We start from the raw sequence: 19,465 nt of genomic DNA, 5'->3' as shown, positions 1-19,465 counted from the left end.
AGCTTTCTCGTCTCGCCCGGCCGGCGTCCTGCTACGAAAGACGTGCTGATGAGCAAATACGCAACTACCGACCCCACTACCGGTACCGTCGTGGCGAAGTTCGAGACGTTGACGGACGAGCAGGCAATGGAGTCGCTGTCCGCCGCCGACAACGCTTACCGAGACTGGCGCACCACCGAGGTGGCCGATCGCGCAGCAGTTCTCCAGCGTGTCGCCGATCTGCATCGCGAACGCGAAACAGAACTCGCCGAACTGATGACGCTCGAGATGGGCAAGCCCATCGCGCAGGCCCGCGGCGAGGTCAAGCTCTCCGCATCGATCTTCGAGTACTACGCCACCAAGGGCCAGGAGCTGCTCGCAGACGAGGAACTCGACATCGCCGGCTCCGGGCGAGCGCTGGTACGCACCGCGCCCATCGGAGCCCTCGTCGGCATCATGCCCTGGAACTTCCCTTACTACCAGGTCGCACGATTCGTCGCCCCGAACCTGCTGCTGGGCAACACGATCCTGCTCAAGCACGCCAGCAACTGTCCGCAGCAGGCTCTCGCGATCGAGGCCATGCTGCGCGATGCCGGCAGCCCCGACGGGGTGTACAGGAACATCTTCGCCTCCAGCGACCAAATTGCCGACCTCATCGCCGATCCCAGGATTCAGGGCGTCTCGCTCACTGGTTCGGAGCGAGCAGGCAGCATCATCGGCCAGCTGGCGGGCAAACACATGAAGAAGGCCGTACTCGAACTCGGTGGATCGGACCCGTTCATCGTGCTCGCCGGTGCCGACCTGGGCGATGCTGTCGCCGCGGCCGTACCAGGTCGGTTCGGCAACGCCGGTCAGGCATGCACCTCGTCCAAGCGCATGATCGTCGACGCGTCGGTGTGGGACGAATTCCTCGACGGTTTCGTGTCGGCAGCCGAGTCCTGGACCATGGGCGACCCGACGGACGCTGCAACGCGGCTGGGACCGATGTCCTCCGTCAGCGGACGTGACGAGATTGCCGAACAGGTCGCCGACGCGGTGGCCAAGGGCGCCACGGTGCACCTGGGTGGAACCGTGCCCGACGGTGACGGGGCCTACTACCCTGCGACCGTGCTTTCCGGCGTCACTCCGGACATGAGGGCTTACCGCGAGGAGCTCTTCGGACCGGTTGCAGTGTTGCACAAAGTCGAGTCGACCGACGCTGCAATCGATCTCGCGAACGATTCCCCCTTCGGTCTCGGAAGCGCCGTCTTCACCACCGACGACGCCGAGGCCTCGTACGTGACCGATCGTCTCGATGTCGGCATGGTGGGCATCAACACCACCATCAAGAGTGCACCCGACATGCCGTTCGGCGGAGTGAAAACATCCGGCATCGGACGCGAACTCGGGCGATTCGGTCTCGACGAGTTCGCGAACAAAAAGCTCGTCCGCACTCTCTGACACAACCCTCGACCGATTCCCATACAAGGAGAACGAACATGCGCGCAGCTGTCTACTACGGTAACCACAAGGTAGAGATCGAGGATGTCCCCGAGCCCAATCCAGGGCCAGGGCAGGTGAAGGTGCGCGTCGCTCGAAACGGCATCTGCGGTACCGATCTGCACGAATTCTACGACGGCCCGATCTTCATTCCGCCGTCCGATCCGCACCCGCTGACCAACAAAGCGATGCCGTTGATCCTCGGACACGAGTTCTCCGGGACCGTCACCGCTGTCGGAGCCGGCGTCGATGATGTCGCGGAGGGCGATTCCGTTGCCATCGAGCCGATCTACCGGTGCGGTGAATGCCGACCATGCCTGAACGGCCAGTACAACCTCTGCAAGAAGATCGGTTTTCACGGACTGATGGCGGACGGCGGCATGGCCGAGTACACCGTCGTTCCGCGAAACCAGATCCACAAGCTCCCCGACAGCATTCCGGTCGAAATGGGCGCTCTCGTCGAACCGCTCTCGGTTGCGTACCACGCAGCAGTACTCGGCGAGGTCGGCGACCAGAGTCGCGCACTCATCTACGGCGCAGGCCCGATCGGAATCGGTATCTGGTTCGCACTCCGCGGAATGGGCCTCACCGAGATCGACGTGGTCGAGCCATCCGAGACGAGGCGCAAGTCCATCGAGGCGCTCGGTGCACGCACCCTCGACCCGATGTCGGTCGACGTTCCGGCCCTGATCGCCGACCGAACGAACGGTGACGGCGTCGACGCTGCATTCGATGCCGCAGGCGTCGCGCCTGCAATCGATTCCGCGTTGAACTGCGTCGGTGAGCGTCGCCCGCTGATCAGTGTTGCCATCTACGACAAGCCGCTGTCGACACCCCTGATCAACCTCGTTCTGCAGGAGCGACGCATCCAGGGAACCATCTGCTACACCAGCGACGACTACCGCGCAGTCATCGATCTCATGGCCAAGGGCCACTACGACACCACCGGATGGGTCGACACCATCGCCCTCGGTGACGTGGTCAACGGTGGGTTCGAAGAGCTTCGAGCCGGCCGCAAGATGAAGTTGTTGGTCGATCCGACGGCCTGACCTGCACTTCTGCACTGCTCCCCAACGAAATTCAGGAGACGACTATGACAGTCGCACACATCACCGGATCGGCACGCGGAATCGGCCGATCGATCGCCCTACGCCTCGCACAGGACGGCCACGACATCGCCTTGTCCGACCTACCGTCGATGTCCGAGGAACTGGAAAAAACACGTGGCGAGGTTGCTTCCCACGGCGTTCGGACCATTGCTCTCACCGGCGACGTCAGTGATCATGCATCGGTTCGCGCGCTCATGACCGACACCGCCGAGCAACTCGGCTCGCTCGACGTGATCGTCGCCAACGCCGGAATCGCACAGACCAAGGCACTGCTCGATGTCACACCCGAGGAGTACGACAAGGTCCACGCAGTCAACGGCCGTGGAATGTTCCTCTGCTACACCGAAGCTGCCCGCGTGATGATCGCGCAGGGCACCGGCGGGAAGATCATCGGCGCATCGTCGATTGCAGGACACAAGGGATTCCCGCTCCTCGGTGTGTACAGCTCGTCCAAATTCGGAGTACGAGCACTGACTCAAGCAGCAGCGCAGGAATGGGCTGAGCACGGTATCACCGTCAATGCGTACTGCCCCGGCATCGTCGACACCAACATGTGGGTCGAGGTCGACCGCGATCTCGGCGCGATCAACGGCGTCGGCAAGGGCGAATCGATGAAGGCGATGGCCGCAGGAATCACCCTCGGTCGCGTATCCACCGGCGAGGATGTCGCAGCATACGTGTCCTACTTGGCCGGACCCGACTCGAACTACATGACCGGCCAGGCCGCCCTGATCGACGGCGGCATGCTTTTCGTTTGATGTTCGCTTTACTCAACGTGGAGGAATGATGAACTCGCTCGACCCGTCTGCATCGAAGTACCAAGTTCCGACGTTCGGTTTGTGGTACGACTTCCGCAACCCACAGCGGTGGCGTCGCCCCCTCGGCTCTCTCTACCGAGAATCGGTGGATCAGGTCGTCTGGGCCGAATCGCTCGGTTTCGGATCTGCGTGGTTGAGCGAGCATCATTTCGCCGAGGACGACTACGCAGCGTCTCCCCTGGTCGTTGCTGCCGCCATCGGTGCCCGCACGAAAACCATGCGTATCGGCACCAACATCATCGTTGCCGGACTGCATGAACCCATTCGCCTCGCCGAGGATGCCGCCGCACTGTCGTTCCTCACCGACAATCGCTTCGAACTGGGTCTCGGACTCGGCTACCACGAGAAAGAGTTCGCCGCGTTCGGTCGGAAGGTCAAGCAGCGGCCCAGTCTGCTCGAAGACGCCATCGCAGTCATCCGACACGCGTGGTCAGGAACCGGTGAAGCGTACGAGGGAAAGCGGTTCTCGGTCCCTGCGCTTCCGATAACCCCCGTGCCCGAAGTGGCCCCGCGCCTCCTGATCGGCGCCCAATCGCCCATTGGCATCGACCGGGCTGCGCGCCTCGCCGATGGCGTGATCACATTGCAGAACGCACATTTCACGAACTACCAAGAATCGATCGCCAAGCACGGCAAGAACCTGGACGACGCGCGTATCTACGCCAGTCAGTGGGCCGTCGTGGCCGAGGATCCCGAGCGCGAGTGGGCAAGAATCGGGGAGCACGCGCTCTATCAGATGAACAAGTACATCGAATGGGGTTCGTTCGAAGGACCCGATCAGCCCTCATCGTTCGACAATCCGCAGCACCTGTTGGACGCCGGCGCATACAAACTCATGGATGCATCCATGGCTGTCGATGAATTGGTCGGTATGGCAATGGAATTCCCCCAAATCCGCGACTTCCACTACTGGGCTCAGCTTCCCGGCGAGTCGGTCGAATCGGGTTCAGCGCGCATTCAATACATCGCCGACAAGGTCATACCGGACGTCACTCGCAAACTGACCCGCGCTCCGGCGGAGTCAGTGTCGAGTTGACGCGGATCCAGACCTCGACACCAGCGGGAATTGGATTCTGAACAGATCGCGGGCCAGTGCGAATACAATCGCACTGGCCCGCTATTCTCGTCCAGCCATCACAGCCCTACCGCAAGCGTGAGTCAGTACCCCTTGCCTGCATCCACGATGTTGCGAAGCTTCTCTCCGGAGAAATAGCGCGTGGCGTTGTCGACCAAGATCTCGATACCTCGCCGCACTGTCCCGTCCGAGGTAGCTCCGTTGTGTGGAGTGACGATTACATTCGGCATGAGCCACAGCGGAGAGTCGACCGGCAGAGGTTCCACGCGGTGCGCATCCAGACCCGCCCCAGCGAGCCGGCCGTCCGACAACCTGCTGACGAGGGCGTCTTCATCGATGATTCCACCTCTGGAGACACAGATGACGAACGCGTGTGCCGGTAACGAATCCAGAACAGTAGCGTCGACCAATCCCGCTGTCGCCGGAGTAGCCGGCGCTGCGACCACGAGGAAGTCCGCATCGGCGACCACAGAAGCGAGACGATCCGACGTTTCGAGGCGCGTCACGTACGGAATCGAATCGTGCGGACTCCGTGTCACTCCTACGACCGTCATGTCGAATGCAGCCGCTCGCCGCGCGAGTTCCTTACCTGCTGCGCCCATTCCGATCACCACGACAGTTCGACCGGCCAGTTCTCCGTGCAGGAAACGGTCCCAGCTTCGCTCTTGTTGTGCTCGAATCCATCTCGTGCAATCTCGGTTCAACATCATCATGAGCATCATCGAATGCTCGGCGAGCGCGACACCACCGTTTCCCGCAGCCGACGTCACGGTGACACCGCGCGAGTTCAGCGATCCGATGTCGAATCCGTCGACACCCGCGGTAGCGGTGTGCACCCAGTCGAGTCGAGGAAACAGATGAAATTCCAACGGTTCGACCACGTTCACGATCGCTTCGACCTGATCGGGCGGCGAGCTGATATTTGCCGCCACGTCGACGAACTCCACCGGCGCGTCACCTGCGACGGCACGAACTCTCGCCTCCACCTCGCCGGTGCACGAGACGAACACCGCAGTCATGACTCGGCACCCGCCAAGGCTCCTCGCACGAGCGGACTCGTCCACGCGACTTCGACGACCTCCAGCAGATCGACTCCGGGCACGTCGAAGGTGACCCGGCCGTCAACTGCGTCGACAGACGTGAACCCGGGCTCTGTCAATGTCCTGACCGACGCGGTGGAAGTATCGGCAGGAAGCGCAATCGAGATTGTCTGAGTTCCGATCGGTGTCGAAGAACGCAACTGTCCTCGCATGGCTTTCGGGTTGTCCAGGTTCACGATGGACACCGCAACGCCTTCGTCGGACGATCGAACAGCAATGTCCACCAAACCCTGTCCGACCACAGTCACCGGTTCGTCACCGTCGAGCAGCCATCGAACCAGACCACCGATGAGTTCCCCGTGGTCCACTTGCAGTGCCTCCCAGAACAGAGCAGGAAGGTCGAACGCCACGAACGCAGTCCGGCCGCCGTTGTCGTGCTCACCGAGCACTACTGCTGGATCTCGTGGCGCTTCTCGCGGATACACCTCCTCCATCGGGAGATCTGGAAAATCGGGAATGAAGCGGAACGGCACCGACGTCCACGACTCTGCCTCCACCGGAACGATCGATGTCCCGCCCAGAATCCTTTCCGTCCCTGCGAATGCCGTCGCCGAAGGGTGAGTCGGATCGACGATGGCAGCGTAATTGTTCTGCACCCCACGTCGAATGTCACCGGTGACTCGCACACCGAGCAATCCAGCGAGACCGTTCGCGGTTCCATCACTGTCGAGTACTGCTTCGGAGTCCGCCAGCAGGCGCCCGCCGGCGTCCAGGAAGTCGCCTAGTACCGCTATGTGATCCACCGACAGGTCAACGCTGCCGGGCACCACGACTACCGTGAACTGGTGAATGCGACGGTCCGTCAGCGCATCTCCGTCGATGTATTCGAACGGGATGCGGGCCTCCAACAATGCCTGGCACAGGCCGTCTTCGGACGAATCCTCGCTCATGTAGCCACCGGTGGGTGAGTCGGCACCGGCAGGCGTGATCGCGTCGAAGATCGCGACCCGCGCGGTCGGCGTCTTCGTGCCGTACAACGCCTCGGCCTTCTCGTGTAGTCCGAACGCATGGGCAATGGGTTCGACCCACCGTGCGTCCGGCACTCGTGCGTTGAACTTCGTGAACCACGGGGTCGCCCCGTGAACGAATCCGTCGACGATCCAGGCCTGCAATTCCGCACCGGAGGCGACCGAGTCCTTCCAACGGTGTTGATGATTCTCCGGTCCCACAGAGCTGATCAGGCTCACGGGTCGATCCGGAAAGACTCCGCGAGCGCGCTTACCCACTCGGCCGGCGGCCCAGATTGCCTCTCTCGGAGACCTACCCTGCTTGTCGATGAAAAATGCCGGGTACATTCCTTTCACCAACTCCGAGTTCAGATCCCGAACCATCCGAGCACCACGGTTAGGAATGAAACTACTACGAGGATTCACGCTTCGGGTCGCCTCGTCCCACGCGACGATTTGCCGACTGAGTTGGTCCGAGCGCCACGCGAAGTATTCTGCCCATGCCCGTGTACTTCGATCCGCGCCGACGGGCAGCTGATTTCCCGTCGCGTCGAAGTAGAGCTTGCGAGCCCCCTCACTGTACGAGATCGACGAACTTCCCTCCCACCGGTTTGCAAAGACTGCATCGACGTCGTACTCCCGCACGATCTCGCGGGTGATATCGACAATGAATTCGCTGTAGTAGGTGCTGAAAGGACACGTCAGCCAGATGTCAGGGTATGCCCAGTGCTCCATGGCATTTCCCTCTTCGTCCCGGGCGATCCATTCAGGATGCGCTTCGGCCGCGTCCGCATGCACAGCGTGCGGGTCTATTCGGGCCATGACATTCATGTCCAGACGTCGTGCATCCTCGTTCACCATGCCGAACAGGTCCATGTCGCCGAGAAACTTGCTCGTGTAATGAAACGGAATCTTCGACGGGTAGTACGCAACGTAACCGCCTGCACTTATGCACGCGCCGGTCGATCGCGTCCGAGTCATGACGTCCACCCAGAATTCCCGATCGAAGTGCAGAGGATCGTCTTCGACGAAAGTAAGTTGGGTCCACCGACGAGCACGGCGGTACCACATCCGGTCTTCCTCGCTCGTTGTCTCACGACCCGCAGCAGTGATGCTCAAGATTCCTCCTGGTTGTATTTCTGAAGCCTGATGGCCGGATTCCGAGCCGGCGAGACTCTCACGTCGCGGAACCGACAGCTGTCGACTGTGCTTTCGACTGGCGTCCTCGGTCGAGCCACGCCGTCCGCCGACGGCGCTGAGCCTGAGGGTCGGCAACAGGCGAAGCAAGGAGCAGTCGGGACGTGTAGTCATGTTGGGGCCGTTCGGTAACCGCCCGCGTGTCGCCCTGCTCGACGATGTTTCCCCGATACATCACCGCGACGCGGTGGCTGATGTGGCGGACGACTGCAAGATCGTGCGAGATGAACAGATAACCGACGCCGGTTCGTCGTTGAATGTCGATCAGCAACTCGAGAATCACGGCCTGCGTCGTGAGATCGAGCGCCGACACCGGTTCGTCGCAGACGATGAGCTTCGGTCTCAGAGCCAGCGCACGCGCAATCGCGACTCGTTGACGTTGCCCGCCGCTGAACTCACGCGGCAACCTGTTCCCCGAGTCCTTCGGCAGGCAGACGCTGTCGAGCAAGTCGCTCACGCGGGTCGCCGCTTCGCGGCGTTGAAGACCCTGGGCAATCAACGGTTCAGCCAACGTGTCCGCGATCGTCAGAGACGGACTGAGCGAGGTGTAGGGGTCTTGAAAGATCACCTGCACCGACTTGGCGTGCTCTCGACGTGCACGCGCGTTCATCGAGGCTCGAACCAGTTTGCCTTCTACCGAGACAGTTCCACCCGAAGATGGAACAAGGCCCAGTACCGCCCGACCGATGGTCGTCTTCCCCGAACCCGACTCGCCCACCAACCCCAGCGTCTCACCTGCACGAACCGACAGGTCGACGCCGTGCACGATCTCCGTGGCTCTACGGCCACGCCCGTAGCTGATCTGGAGCCCATCGATTTCCAGCAAACTCACAGCGTGGCTCCTGTCTGATTGTCCATCTGACGTACTACGTCGGCGTCGAGAATTGCGTCCAGCAGCGCACGCGTCTTGGGGTGTTGCGGCGCGTCGAACACGGTCTGCGTCACGCCCTCCTCGACGATCACTCCCGCGTCCATGACCGCAACCCGGTCGCACAGATCGGCCACCACGCCGAAATTGTGAGTCACCAACACGATCGCCATGCCCCGCTCCTCCTGCAGCTGTCGCAAGAGCTCGAGGATCTCTGCCTGAACCGTGACGTCCAGAGCTGTAGTCGGCTCGTCGGCGATCAGTAGTTCCGGCTCCGGAGCGATCGCTCCCGCGATCAGGACTCGTTGCGCCATGCCACCCGATATCTCATGGGGATACGCATCGAATGTTTTTCGAGGATCGACTATTCCGACACGATCGAGTAATTCGAGCGCATACGTTTTCGCATCCGCTCGTGAGCGATCCGAACTCGCCCTGATGCCTTCGACCAATTGCTGACCGACGGTGAAGGAGGGGTCGAGGTTACTACGCGGCTCCTGGGCGATATACGCCACCGACCGCCCCAGGACCGACACGCGATCCTGCGACCGGGGCTCCGAGCGCAGTCGCAGATCAAGGGTTCCGCCGGCAATCCGGGCTCCTGCCGGCAGCAGGTCCAGAATCGCGAACGCCGTCTGAGACTTCCCGGATCCCGACTCGCCGATCAAGCCGAGCACTTCTCCCTTGGAGACGCTCAACGAGGCGTCGTGCACAACCCGCTTCCATCCAGTGACAGTGCGGTACTCGACCACGAGACCCTCGAGGGTCATGACCGGCTCGTCTCCGGTCGACTTCGAGATGTTCACCGACAGCTTGGAATGTCCCTCGGCTGACGGGACTCGCGTCTTGCTGCCTTCGAGTGTGTCTCGAATGCTGTTGCCCAACATGACCAAGGCCGACACCACGACGGCAAGTGCAATTCCCGGCCATACAAGTTGAAGTGGTGCGCGATAGATGTTCGTGAATGCTTCGAGGAGCATCCCACCCCAGCTCGGTGCACCCGCATCACCCAAGCCCAGAAACTCGAGGCCGGCCTGAAGAGAAATCGCCACTCCTGCCGCGAACGCTGCCTGCACCACGATCGGGCCCCGCACCGAGTACAGAACGTGCCTGGAGACAATTCGCAGGTCACTGAGGCCTGATACGCGTGCAGCATCGACGTAGTACTCCTTACGCACCGACATCGTCAGTGCGCGTACCAGCCTGAAGAAGTTGGGAGCCAACAAGATCCCGAGTGCGACCATGGCAACACGCTGATTGGATCCGACCGTCGCGTACAGCGTGATGAGGACGATGATTCCAGGGACCGCGATGAGTACGTTCGCGATCCAGGATCCGATCCAGTCAGCTGCGCGTCCGTAGTATCCGGCCAGTAGACCTGTGACCACACCGAGGACTACGGCAACGGTCGTCGCAATCACAGCGGCCATCACAGTGGCTCGAGCCGAGTACAACAACCGACTCAGAATGTCCCGCCCACTGCGATCACCGCCGAGCAGATATTCGGCACTCGGAAGCGAGTTGGTCAGTCGTAGCTGCGTTCCGTCCGGATCGAAGGGCGCCATCAGTGGCGCGAAAATCGCGACGAGAACAACTACGAGAAGAACGACTGCCGATCCAACGGCGACCGGCCGTCGTGCAAGGTCACGCATGACCCCGGGCTTCGGCGCGCTGGGCTCCGCGCTTGTCGGAGGCAAGACTGCCGGGTTGTCAGACATCGATGCGAACCTTCGGATTCAGGACACCCTGCAGGATGTCGACCAACAGATTGACGAACACCACTACGAGAACCGTGAAAGCAACGGTGCCCATGACTACCGGAATGTCACCTCGGAGGGCGGCGCTACTGGCCAGAACTCCGATACCGGGTAGTGCGAAGACTCTTTCGATGATGATGACGCCACCGAGCATTCCGATCAGCTGCAGAGACAGAACAGTCAGGGCCGGGCCCGCAGCATTGCGCAGAGCATGCCGATAGAAGATCGAGCGCGGCGAAATACCTCGGCTGCGAAGTGTGCGAATGTAATCCAGACGCAGCACGTCGAGCATGGATCCGCGGATCTGCTGAGAAACGGCACCGATTCCGCCGATTGCGAGCGCAAGCGCCGGCAGCGTGGCTGTACCCAACCATCCCCACACCGACTCACTCAGCGGGACATAACCGGTGGGAGGAAAAACCTTCGGCATCGGGATGGCGATAAGAAGTACCAACACGAGCGCAATCCAATAGCTGGGCAACGCAAAGCCGACTACCGACACCATTTGTACTGCGCTGTCGACCTTCCCACCACGGCGCGCCGCCAACACTCCGGCAGCCACGCTGACGATGACAATGAGCAACATCGCGAACACCACGAGGGACACGGTCACGGGGACGCGGGTAGCGAGCGCTCCCCACACCTGTTCCCCCGTGAAGTAGCTGCTTCCGAGGTCACCCCCAAGTGCCGAGGTGAGCCAGTCGAAATACTGAATCGGGAGGGCCCGGTCGAGCCCGAGTTCTGATTGTTTGGCGGCAATCTGGTCGGCGGTCGCATTCTCGCCGAGGATGTTCGCTGCGATGTTCGAGCCACTTGCGAACACCATCGCGAAGGTGATTGCGGTGACGATGAGGACGAGAGCTACTCCCGTCGCAATTCGTCGCGCTACGAAGGAGAGCATGTGCAAACCCCTGACTGAGTGATGGTCGTCATCGGGCGGAGCGCCCGTAGTTTTGAATCGGCAGAATATTGAGCCCCGTCTGAGGCACGACGTCGACAGAGCCGATATGCCCGATGAGCATCGATGAGTTGTACAGCGGCGCGTACCAGGCGTTGTCGAACAGGTAACGGCCGACTTCCTCTTCAGCAGTCTCGCGCTCGTCCGGTTTTGCGAAACGTACTGCGTCCAGAAGTGCATCGAGCTCAGGAGTCTCGGTGCCGAATGGATTCATCGGTGCATCCGGGAAGACATGACGGGTGAAATCCATCCAAGGTGCGTCCTGGGTGAACCGATACGGGGACGCCGCATAGCTGCGCTCGTAGAGAAGGCTGTTCACCTGATCGGCCGGGACAGCATCGAATCGAGCGGAGATACCTATCTGGGACAACGAATCTCTGATCACCGGCTCGAGGTACGAAATGACACCCACCGACGGCATCGTGAGCCTGAATCCGTCTGCATACCCGGCCTCGGCCATCAGTGCACGGGCCCGGTCGGGGTCATACGTGTACTCAGAACCGTCGACGTAGGCAGACGCAGTCTCTTGAAACACCTGGCTGTTCGGTTCGACCGTATCGAGCATCAGGTATTGCGCGATCTCGCTTCGATCGAACGACATGTTGATCGCTTGTCGCACCCGCGGATCGGCCAGCGCAGGAGACACGTCTCCTCCTCTGTCGAGCAACAAAAGCCCCTCCCACGAGGAGGACTGGAGGGTGACGTCGAAGCCGAGCGTCTCCATTTCAGCGGTGGACTGGGCGTCGATGACAGTGGCATCGACCTGCCCTGATCGCAGTGCGTTGATCCTCGCCGTCGGGTCGAGCAAGATCTTGAGCACGATTTCGTCGTAGGGCCACGCTTCGGGGTTCCAGTACGACGGGTTTCTCACGTAGGTGTATTCGACTCCGACAACGGTCCGCGCTGCATCCAGGGTGTATGCACCCGATTCTGCAGGTTCCAGAGCCAGATTGGGGTTTCCGAACTCCGCCGGATTGGCGACCGCGCCCGCTGCAGACGACAACGCGTACACGAGGCCGGGATCCGGCTCTGTCATCGTCAACACGACCTCGAGATCGGTCGGAGCCTCGATGGAGTCGACGTCCGCGAGGTAGACCGCGTCGGGGCCACCACCGTTGCGAAATCTGTCCATGCTCTGGACGACGCTCGCGCCGGTGATCGGCGTGCCGTCGGCAAACAAAAGTCCCTCTCGTAGAGTGAGAGTCAGAATCGTCGACGTGTCGTCGTAGGAGAAGTCCGCCATGTTCGGAACGATCTCGCCGTCGGGAGCTCTCAGCAAGAGCGTGTCGTATACAGGCGCCCAGAACTGCACCGCTGTGCCAGGACTACTTTTCAGACCTGTCGGATCGAACGAGCCGGACTCGGCGGTAACTCCGACAGTCAGACGCGAGTCGTCGGAATCCCCGCCGGTTCGGTCCGGTGCGCCGCACGCCGCCAAGGCCACGGCACAGGCGACGGCGAGTGCGATTTTCCGTATTGACATTGAGCACCTCGATGGGAATGTGACTTGATCCACTCACTGATCAGTCTGTGACTCACACCATAGAGGTGTTTTGTCAGACAAGTCAACAAGTAATGCATCTGATTCAGCGGGACAGTCCGAGGATGATGCACGCAGCGTCGTCAACGAGAGGAACCACAGCGCAACGGAATTCGGCGCGAGTGAGTGGACGCACACATGATCAGGGCCCCGACCGCAGTGCGATCGGGGCCCTGATCATGGCGCAGTCGACGTTATCGACGCCCGGAATCGCCAATCCAACCGAACGAGTCGATCGTGCGCGAGGTTGTCGGTTTGTACTCGGCACCCACCCGCCCGGTGTATCCACGCTCGGCGAGCGCGTCCAGACATGCCGCAATAGGCAGGTTTCCACTGCCCGGCTCGCCCCTCCCCGGGTCGTCAGCGACCTGGACGTGTCCGATCCGCGACGCCGCGCCTGCAGCTGCCTCGACGATATCCTCGCCGTTGTGGCCTAGATGAAACGTGTCGAACAGCAGCAGAACCCGCGGATCGCCGACCAAATCCGCAAAGTCGATGGCATCGCTGAGCGAACGAATCGGGTAACTGCCGTTGAGATCGTGTGCCAATGCCTCGAGCAGAACCGTTCCGTCGATCGATTCGAGAACACCCGCCGCGTCGCGGTACAACTCGGCCGCACCCTTTCGACTCTCGGACTCGTTCGATCCTTCGACCGGTTGCCCGTACAGCAGGTTGAAAGATCGACACCCGGTCGCCTCGCCGATCTTCGCAACGAGTTCGATGTTGGCTCGAAGCTCCTCGTGCCGATCCCGATGAACGGCCATTCCGCGCTCCCCCGCCGCCATGTCGCCGGCCCAGAAATTGAGAGCTGCCAAGCGGACGCCCGCCGAGTCGACCGCCGACAGCACCTTGTCGACTTCCCCCCGATCGGGCACCGCGTCGACGAAGGGCCACCAACTCTCCACCGCGTCGAAACCCGCATCCCGCGCAGCAGCGAAACGCTCGAGATAGGCGTGTTCGGTGAACATGATCGAGATGTTCGCACTCAGAGGATGTCCGCGATACTTCATTTGCCCTCACTTCGGATTGTAAGACAGGGTTACTCACCATACATATGTTCGTCCTTGACATGTTGTGTCAACATGGAGCCGTGAGTCCGACTGCCATCCCCCTAGCTACCGCGTCGCTGGTCGACGCCTTGTACTCCTCCATGCGCACTCGGATCGTCAACGGCGACATCGCGCAAGGTGAGAAAGTCACCGAAAATCGCATCGCAACCGAGTACGACGTCGCGCGTCCCACCGCCAAGGCTTGCCTCGAGAGGCTCATAGTCGTCGGCCTACTGAAGCGTTCGGCCCACAAGACCGCGGTCGTACCCATCCTCGACAGCGAGGACATCGAAGATCTGTTCTTCGTCCGCTCCCTCCTCGAGAGCGCAGCCGTGACCGAATTGGCCGTGAAAAGGATACCGCTACAAGAGATCCTGAGAACCCAGGGGGCGATCGAGTCGGCAGCCGAAGCCGGCAACTTCCAAGACCAGGTGGCGGCGGACGTCGACTTCCATGCCCTTGTCGTTCGCCAGGCAGGTAGCCATCGACTTCTGCGCGCCCACGATCTCATTCTCGGCGAGCTACAGATGACCATGGGACTGCAGTCCGCACACAAGGCGACGTCTGCCGGCACTATCGCCGCAGAACACGCAGGCATCATCGAAGCAATCGAGATCGGAGACTCGAATCTCGCCCGCCAGCGAATGCAGATGCACCTCGATGGCGCCCGCCTACGCATCCTGTCGAGTATGCGTGACGCGGCACAGGACTCGGAGCGCAAGCCCGACTGAACGCGACAGCGTCGCGATCGCAGGTAGAAACCGGAAGCGGCGAGCGGCGCTACGCCCGCATCCGTGCGCTTGCTCGGCCCTGAATTGCAACCGGAAATATTGTCAGACAGGAATGCTTGACATACATAGGCTGTCACTGTTGAGTGTGTTCTACAACACTCAAGCGACGATGGAGTCTTTCGATGACAGTGATCGGTTTCGTAGGGCCAGGCGTCATGGGCAAGCCGATGGCCGCGAATCTGGTGTCCGCCGGCCACGAAGTACGAATCTTCGCGCGGTCGACCCAGGGCCGTGATCGAGCATCCGGCACAGGAGCCGTCGTGGTCGATTCCGTCCGGCTGGCGTGCACCGACGCGGATGTGGTGATCACCATGCTTCCCGATGGTCCGGCTGTGCTGGGAATTCTGCCCGAAGTGCTGGACGCCATGCGCGAGGGTGCTGTTCTCGTGGACCACAGCACCATTTCACCGAGCGAAGCCGAGAGCGTGCATCGGGACGCTTCTCGCGCAGGCATTCGTTGCCTCGACGCACCGGTGAGCGGGGGCGAGGCAGGCGCGGTCCAGGGCAACCTGTCCATCATGGTCGGCGGAGAAGAGAAAACTTTGGACGACGTTCGGCCCGTACTCGATGCGATGGGCACAACCGTGATACACGTCGGCGACGCCGGGTCGGGGCAAGTCGTGAAGGCCGCAAACCAACTGATGGTGGCAGGCCACATCCAGATGCTGGCCGAGGCATTGGTCTTCCTACGTGCACATGGCACCGACCTGCGCCGAGCACTCGACGTGCTCGGCGGCGGACTCGCCGGGAGCACCGTGATCGAACGCAAGAAAGATGCAATGCTCGAGGGAGCTTTCACACCGGGATTTCGAATTACATTGCATGACAAGGACCTCGGGATCGTCGGAGATGCCGTGCGAGATCGGGGTCTTTCACTTCCGGCGACCAGTCTGATGGCGTCGCTCGTCGCAGCCGTCAAGTCACGGGGCGGAGCAGATCTCGACCATTCCGCTCTGTACGGGCTGGCACTCGAACTCAACGGCATGAGCGAACGCTGACGCTTCGTACTTCGAAACAACAATCGACAAGGATCAATCGACGTGAAAGTTCGAGACACCCTACTCCGACCGCCCGGGTCCGCAGTGTCGCAATCCAAGACTGCCGGACCACACCGCGATCAACTGTGGTGGAAATCCCCGTTCCGCATGTTTCAAACCAATATTCGCGAAATCGATGCCGGCTTGGATGTCGAAAGAACGCTCGACAGGATCGTGGATTACGGTGCAGACGCCTGGCTGCTCAGCGTCGGTGGCATCATTTCGAACTATCCGTCTACACTCACGCATCAGAGCGTGAATCCAGCACTGGCAGAACGTGAGACCGGCGATCTGGTCGGCGATGCGGTGTCCGCGGCGAGCCGCCGTGGCGTTCGAGTGCTCGCGCGGATGGACTTCTCCAAAGTTGCACGCCGAGTCGCTGAACAACACCCCGACTGGTGTTACATCGATCCCGCTGGGTCGCGCCAGACATACAATGGCCTGACCAGTGCGTGCCCGAGCGGGCAGTATTACCAGGAGAAAGTGTTCGAAGTACTGAGCGAAGTCCTGGATCGCTACGAGATCGACGGATTCTTCTTCAACTGGATCAGCTACAACGAGATCGACTACGAGAAGCGGTACCGGGGTGTATGCCACTGCATGTCGTGCCGAATCGCTTTCGAACCGGCCTTGGGTGGAGCCCTTCCGGACGGACCGGAATCACCGAACTACGTTCTATGGCAGAAATTGTCGTACGATGCGCTCGAAGCACTACTCGGACGGGTTCGTGACTTCATCTCCGCACGGCGGCCCGACGCGCCCCTCGTCCTCGGCGAAACCGCCGACATCGTGTTCCACGAGGCGAACAACGAGGTGGGGCGAACGCTCTGGCCACACAACACATCCGAGTACGTGAGCGTGTCTCGAAGCTACCGCCCGGATGTCCCCGTCCTGGTGAATTCGGTTGCCTTTCTGGACATGCCCTATCGTTTGGTCAGCGAAGAACCCCGCCAGTTCGAACAGTACCTTCTGCAGGCGGCAGCACGGGGCGCCATACCGTCGACGTACATCATGGGCGTGCCGGACGAGTTCGACTACGCTGCTCTGGGTGCAGGGGCTCGCATCACGCGGTTCCACCGGGAGCATCAAGATGTGTATCGAGGACTTCGGCCCTCCGCGCGAACTGCAGTCGTCCGTCCGGACGCCCTCAAGGAGTCGTCGACAGCCAGCTCCCGCGCGAACGCAACCGAGGAGTTTCGGGGCACGTGGCTTGCACTTCTCGAACGCCACGTGCCGTTCGACGCACTTCCGGAGAATCGTCTCGGGGAGCTCGCCTCGTCAGGCGCACTCGATCGATATTCGCTGCTCGTCCTGCCTGGCCTCGGGCGCATGGACCTCGACACAACGCGGAAGCTCGACGATTGGGTGAATCGAGGCGGGACGCTGCTCATGACCGGAGACACCGGTCTGGACGACGACCACAGCCAGTTCGATTCGAGCGGCGTGGCGGTACGCACGGCCACGATGAGCACCCCGGAAACGACCTGGTCGTCCGCGCTGGTCGGCGACAACTCCACCGACACCTGGTCCAGCCTACCTATTCTGGGGGAGTTTCATGTCGTCGAAGCGAAGGACGGGACGCAGTCCGCTCTGTCGGTACTGTCGCGTGCACCGTACGGACCCCCCGAAAAATGCTACGGCCACATCCCACTGGACTTCCCTGCCCGCTTGGAATTTGCCTATGGGAGGGGCCGAACGATCACGTTGCCGTGGACACCGGGTCGGGCCTATCGAGATGTGGGACTCGGCGCTATCGGCGATGTGATCGCGTCCGCCGCACTCGATCTACTCGGTGAGAACGTCGACATAGAAACAGACCTGCCATCTCAGGTGGAGGTGGTACTCGGCCGCTCCGACCAAGGACTCGTGATTCACCTTCGCAACCTCACCGGCCAGCGTGGGCAGTCTTTCGGAGATCCGGTGACAATCGGAGCAGGTCATCGCCTCACTCTCGATGTGGGCGCAACAGGTGAAGTGCGTGCCCTCGTCGCAGGTCTTTCACTCGTGGCCGAACGTTCCACGACGAACCGCGGTCAGCTCACGATCACACTGCCCGAAATCGGCCTGTTCGAGGTTCTGGTCGTTGCCGGGGAGGACGGAGCACCCGATTGATCGTTCGATACCGATCCCCCATCAGGTCGGCAACTTCAGGACGACTCTGTGCCGCGATCCGGAATCGACGTCATCGTGCGCCTCGGCTATTCGGTCCAATGGCAACGGATCACCGATCGAGATCGCCAGCGCACCACCCTGCGCAGCCTCCGTGAGATCGACGGCGGCACTCGTCTTGGCTTCCAGCGAGAAGTCGTCGCTGCCGAGGAGCCGGATCGTGACGTTGTCGAACAGCATGGGCCAGAACGGAAAATCAGGCCGACCGTCTCGGGTTCCGTACGCTGCGATCGTCGTGTTGTTCCGGGCGATCGCAGCGTCGAATTCTACGTTGTCGGAGAACGCAACTTCCACGATTCGGTCCACACCGTCCCGTGCGAAGTCGCGTACCTGGGACACCACATCGGGATCGTCCAGAGCAACCGCGAGATCCAGTCCCGAAGCCCGCGCCCGATCCAGATCAGCGGAGGTTCGCACCGTTCCGATCACCGTCGCGCCCTTCCACTTCGCGAGCTGAGCCGCCATGGACCCGACGCCACCGAGCGCCCCCTGAACGACGACCGTCCGACCTTCGATACATCCGTCGCCGAACACGGCCCGGTGCGCTGTGATCCCGGGAATTCCGAGGCACGCTCCCACTTCGGCAGCGACGGAGTCCGGTAGAACGACCGCCTGCCACTCCGGAACGACGGTGAACTGGGCAGCTGTACCGAACGCGCGATAGGACTGGGCACCGAACACCCAGACACGCTGACCCACACGAGACTGTGCGACTCCAGGACCGACAGCGTCGACGACGCCTGCACCGTCGCTGTGTGGCACGACTCTGGGATACGGCATGGCGGATCCGAGCCATCCACGACGCTTCTTCGTATCCCCCGGGTTCACCGAGGAGAAGTCCAAGCGAACGCGGACCTCCCCCTGCCCTGGCTCGGGTGTCGGCAGTGTTCCGAACTCGAGTACGTCAGCTGCCGGACCTTGCGAGTCGTACCACGCGGCGATCATGCCGTTGTGGTCTGCGCGACAACCTCTGCGGTGGTCGCGAACTCGGCAATGTTCGTGAGTGCGAAGTTCTCCGCCGCATGCTGCCATTCTTCGCTGAGGCTCGAGGTGGCATCGGTCACGAGAATAGGACGGTAGCCATGGTCGGCCGCGTCGCGCACGGTGTGCTCGACAGCCATGTTGGTCCACACACCCGCCACGAGAACATCCTTGATTCCCAGATTGCGAAGCAGCGTGTCGAGCATGGTGCCGTTGAAAGCGCTCATACGGTTGCGGATCAGGACCGGCTCGTCTTCACGGGCTTCGGTTCCGTCCAGCGCCTGCGCACCCCACGAACCCAACTTCAGCGAGTCCGGACCGATCAGCTTGAAGATCGGAGCATTGCTCCCGCCGAACGGGCGTCCGGGCAGGGACACGATGTGGTTGTGAATTACCGGCATTGACTGCGCTCGCGCGAAGGTGAGCAATTCTCGTACGTGCGCCTCGAGGTTCTGATGCTTGGCGTGGTCGGCTGCGCCGAACGATGCGTATGCACCATCCGCGTGGACGTTGTCGTTCTGAAGATCCACGAGGACGAGCGCTGTGTTCTCGAGGTCGAAAGTGGTAGTCATCGGAGCCCTTAGAGAGGAGGAGATAGATGGGTCGGCTGG

At 61.5% G+C, this 19,465-nt stretch carries 16 protein-coding genes; 7 read left to right on the top strand and 9 right to left on the bottom strand.

Features of this window, described 5'->3' with window-relative positions; translation table 11 throughout:
* Nucleotides 1-48 precede the first annotated feature (48 nt).
* The 4 genes from ACFULT_RS24885 to ACFULT_RS24870 are packed head-to-tail and all read left to right on the top strand — an operon-like array spanning nt 49 to nt 4,421.
* Nucleotides 49-1,419 carry an NAD-dependent succinate-semialdehyde dehydrogenase gene (locus tag ACFULT_RS24885; protein WP_378482820.1) on the top strand — a complete coding sequence of 457 codons (1,371 nt, stop codon included), beginning with the start codon at nt 49-51 and terminating at the stop codon, nt 1,417-1,419.
* Between the two features lie 38 nt (nt 1,420-1,457).
* Nucleotides 1,458-2,507: a 2,3-butanediol dehydrogenase gene (locus ACFULT_RS24880; protein ID WP_037112969.1), complete on the top strand. Its 1,050-nt coding sequence runs from the start codon at nt 1,458-1,460 to the stop codon at nt 2,505-2,507.
* A 44-nt stretch (nt 2,508-2,551) separates the two neighbouring features.
* Nucleotides 2,552-3,325: an SDR family oxidoreductase gene (locus ACFULT_RS24875; protein WP_037112967.1), complete on the top strand. Its 774-nt coding sequence runs from the start codon at nt 2,552-2,554 to the stop codon at nt 3,323-3,325.
* Between the two features lie 28 nt (nt 3,326-3,353).
* Nucleotides 3,354-4,421 carry an LLM class flavin-dependent oxidoreductase gene (locus ACFULT_RS24870; protein ID WP_378482819.1) on the top strand — a complete coding sequence of 356 codons (1,068 nt, stop codon included), beginning with the start codon at nt 3,354-3,356 and terminating at the stop codon, nt 4,419-4,421.
* A gap of 122 nt (nt 4,422-4,543) precedes the next feature.
* Here ACFULT_RS24870 and ACFULT_RS24865 read toward each other — a convergent pair whose 3' ends face one another.
* The 7 genes from ACFULT_RS24865 to ACFULT_RS24835 form a co-directional block, all read right to left on the bottom strand.
* Nucleotides 4,544-5,479, bottom strand: a complete 936-nt coding sequence (locus tag ACFULT_RS24865; RefSeq protein ID WP_378482818.1) for a D-2-hydroxyacid dehydrogenase — start codon at nt 5,477-5,479, stop codon at nt 4,544-4,546.
* Nucleotides 5,476-7,626, bottom strand: coding sequence for a family 10 glycosylhydrolase (locus tag ACFULT_RS24860; protein WP_378482817.1), 2,151 nt, complete (start codon nt 7,624-7,626; stop codon nt 5,476-5,478). The genes ACFULT_RS24865 and ACFULT_RS24860 overlap by 4 nt, the downstream gene beginning before the upstream one ends.
* Before the next feature lie 58 nt (nt 7,627-7,684).
* Nucleotides 7,685-8,536: an ATP-binding cassette domain-containing protein gene (locus ACFULT_RS24855; protein WP_378482816.1), complete on the bottom strand. Its 852-nt coding sequence runs from the start codon at nt 8,534-8,536 to the stop codon at nt 7,685-7,687.
* Entirely contained in the window at nt 8,533-10,290 is a 1,758-nt protein-coding gene (locus tag ACFULT_RS24850) for a dipeptide/oligopeptide/nickel ABC transporter permease/ATP-binding protein (protein WP_378482815.1), read from the bottom strand. The genes ACFULT_RS24855 and ACFULT_RS24850 overlap by 4 nt, the downstream gene beginning before the upstream one ends.
* The gene (locus ACFULT_RS24845) at nt 10,283-11,230 is read right to left on the bottom strand and encodes an ABC transporter permease (protein WP_037112963.1); all 948 of its coding nucleotides are present in this window, start codon (nt 11,228-11,230) and stop codon (nt 10,283-10,285) included. Before ACFULT_RS24845 ends, ACFULT_RS24850 begins: the two co-directional genes overlap by 8 nt.
* A 28-nt stretch (nt 11,231-11,258) precedes the next feature.
* On the bottom strand, nt 11,259-12,770 hold the full coding sequence (locus tag ACFULT_RS24840) for an ABC transporter substrate-binding protein (protein WP_378482814.1): 1,512 nt from the start codon (nt 12,768-12,770) through the stop codon (nt 11,259-11,261).
* Nucleotides 12,771-13,021: 251 nt separating this feature from the next.
* Nucleotides 13,022-13,837: a hydroxypyruvate isomerase family protein gene (locus tag ACFULT_RS24835; protein WP_378482813.1), complete on the bottom strand. Its 816-nt coding sequence runs from the start codon at nt 13,835-13,837 to the stop codon at nt 13,022-13,024.
* 80 nt (nt 13,838-13,917) lie between these two features.
* Between ACFULT_RS24835 and ACFULT_RS24830 the strand changes: the two genes are divergently transcribed.
* The 3 genes from ACFULT_RS24830 (at nt 13,918) to ACFULT_RS24820 (ending at nt 17,816) form a co-directional block, all read left to right on the top strand.
* Entirely contained in the window at nt 13,918-14,607 is a 690-nt protein-coding gene (locus ACFULT_RS24830) for a GntR family transcriptional regulator (protein ID WP_378482812.1), read from the top strand.
* A 182-nt stretch (nt 14,608-14,789) separates the two neighbouring features.
* Nucleotides 14,790-15,665, top strand: coding sequence for an NAD(P)-dependent oxidoreductase (locus tag ACFULT_RS24825; RefSeq protein WP_378482811.1), 876 nt, complete (start codon nt 14,790-14,792; stop codon nt 15,663-15,665).
* Between the two features lie 147 nt (nt 15,666-15,812).
* Nucleotides 15,813-17,816: an alpha-amylase family protein gene (locus ACFULT_RS24820; RefSeq protein ID WP_378482810.1), complete on the top strand. Its 2,004-nt coding sequence runs from the start codon at nt 15,813-15,815 to the stop codon at nt 17,814-17,816.
* A 21-nt stretch (nt 17,817-17,837) separates the two neighbouring features.
* Here the strand turns inward: ACFULT_RS24820 and ACFULT_RS24815 are convergent, their stop codons facing one another.
* Nucleotides 17,838-18,818 carry an NADPH:quinone reductase gene (locus ACFULT_RS24815; protein ID WP_378482809.1) on the bottom strand — a complete coding sequence of 327 codons (981 nt, stop codon included), beginning with the start codon at nt 18,816-18,818 and terminating at the stop codon, nt 17,838-17,840.
* Nucleotides 18,815-19,426 (bottom strand): cysteine hydrolase family protein, encoded by a 612-nt coding sequence (locus tag ACFULT_RS24810; RefSeq protein ID WP_094719667.1) that lies wholly within the window; start codon nt 19,424-19,426, stop codon nt 18,815-18,817. Before ACFULT_RS24810 ends, ACFULT_RS24815 begins: the two co-directional genes overlap by 4 nt.
* Between the last annotated feature and the right edge of the window lie 39 nt (nt 19,427-19,465).

The sequence above is a fragment of the Rhodococcus sp. NPDC057297 genome (assembly GCF_042667435.1).
GTDB lineage: Bacteria > Actinomycetota > Actinomycetes > Mycobacteriales > Mycobacteriaceae > Rhodococcoides.
Note: the sequence above shows the minus strand (reverse complement) of the source record. Positions and strands in the feature narration are given on the sequence as shown.

Excerpts from the sequence above, each read along its gene's own strand:
- ACFULT_RS24870 (WP_378482819.1), top strand. The coding sequence starts at position 3,354 with ATGAACTCGCTCGACCCGTCTGCATCGAAGTACCAAGTTCCGACGTTC.
- ACFULT_RS24845 (WP_037112963.1), bottom strand. The coding sequence starts at position 11,230 with ATGCTCTCCTTCGTAGCGCGACGAATTGCGACGGGAGTAGCTCTCGTC.
- ACFULT_RS24885 (WP_378482820.1), top strand. The coding sequence starts at position 49 with ATGAGCAAATACGCAACTACCGACCCCACTACCGGTACCGTCGTGGCG.
- ACFULT_RS24815 (WP_378482809.1), bottom strand. The coding sequence starts at position 18,818 with ATGATCGCCGCGTGGTACGACTCGCAAGGTCCGGCAGCTGACGTACTC.
- ACFULT_RS24835 (WP_378482813.1), bottom strand. The coding sequence starts at position 13,837 with ATGAAGTATCGCGGACATCCTCTGAGTGCGAACATCTCGATCATGTTC.
- ACFULT_RS24865 (WP_378482818.1), bottom strand. The coding sequence starts at position 5,479 with ATGACTGCGGTGTTCGTCTCGTGCACCGGCGAGGTGGAGGCGAGAGTT.
- ACFULT_RS24820 (WP_378482810.1), top strand. The coding sequence starts at position 15,813 with ATGTTTCAAACCAATATTCGCGAAATCGATGCCGGCTTGGATGTCGAA.
- ACFULT_RS24880 (WP_037112969.1), top strand. The coding sequence starts at position 1,458 with ATGCGCGCAGCTGTCTACTACGGTAACCACAAGGTAGAGATCGAGGAT.
- ACFULT_RS24825 (WP_378482811.1), top strand. The coding sequence starts at position 14,790 with ATGACAGTGATCGGTTTCGTAGGGCCAGGCGTCATGGGCAAGCCGATG.
- ACFULT_RS24840 (WP_378482814.1), bottom strand. The coding sequence starts at position 12,770 with ATGTCAATACGGAAAATCGCACTCGCCGTCGCCTGTGCCGTGGCCTTG.
- ACFULT_RS24810 (WP_094719667.1), bottom strand. The coding sequence starts at position 19,426 with ATGACTACCACTTTCGACCTCGAGAACACAGCGCTCGTCCTCGTGGAT.
- ACFULT_RS24850 (WP_378482815.1), bottom strand. The coding sequence starts at position 10,290 with ATGTCTGACAACCCGGCAGTCTTGCCTCCGACAAGCGCGGAGCCCAGC.
- ACFULT_RS24875 (WP_037112967.1), top strand. The coding sequence starts at position 2,552 with ATGACAGTCGCACACATCACCGGATCGGCACGCGGAATCGGCCGATCG.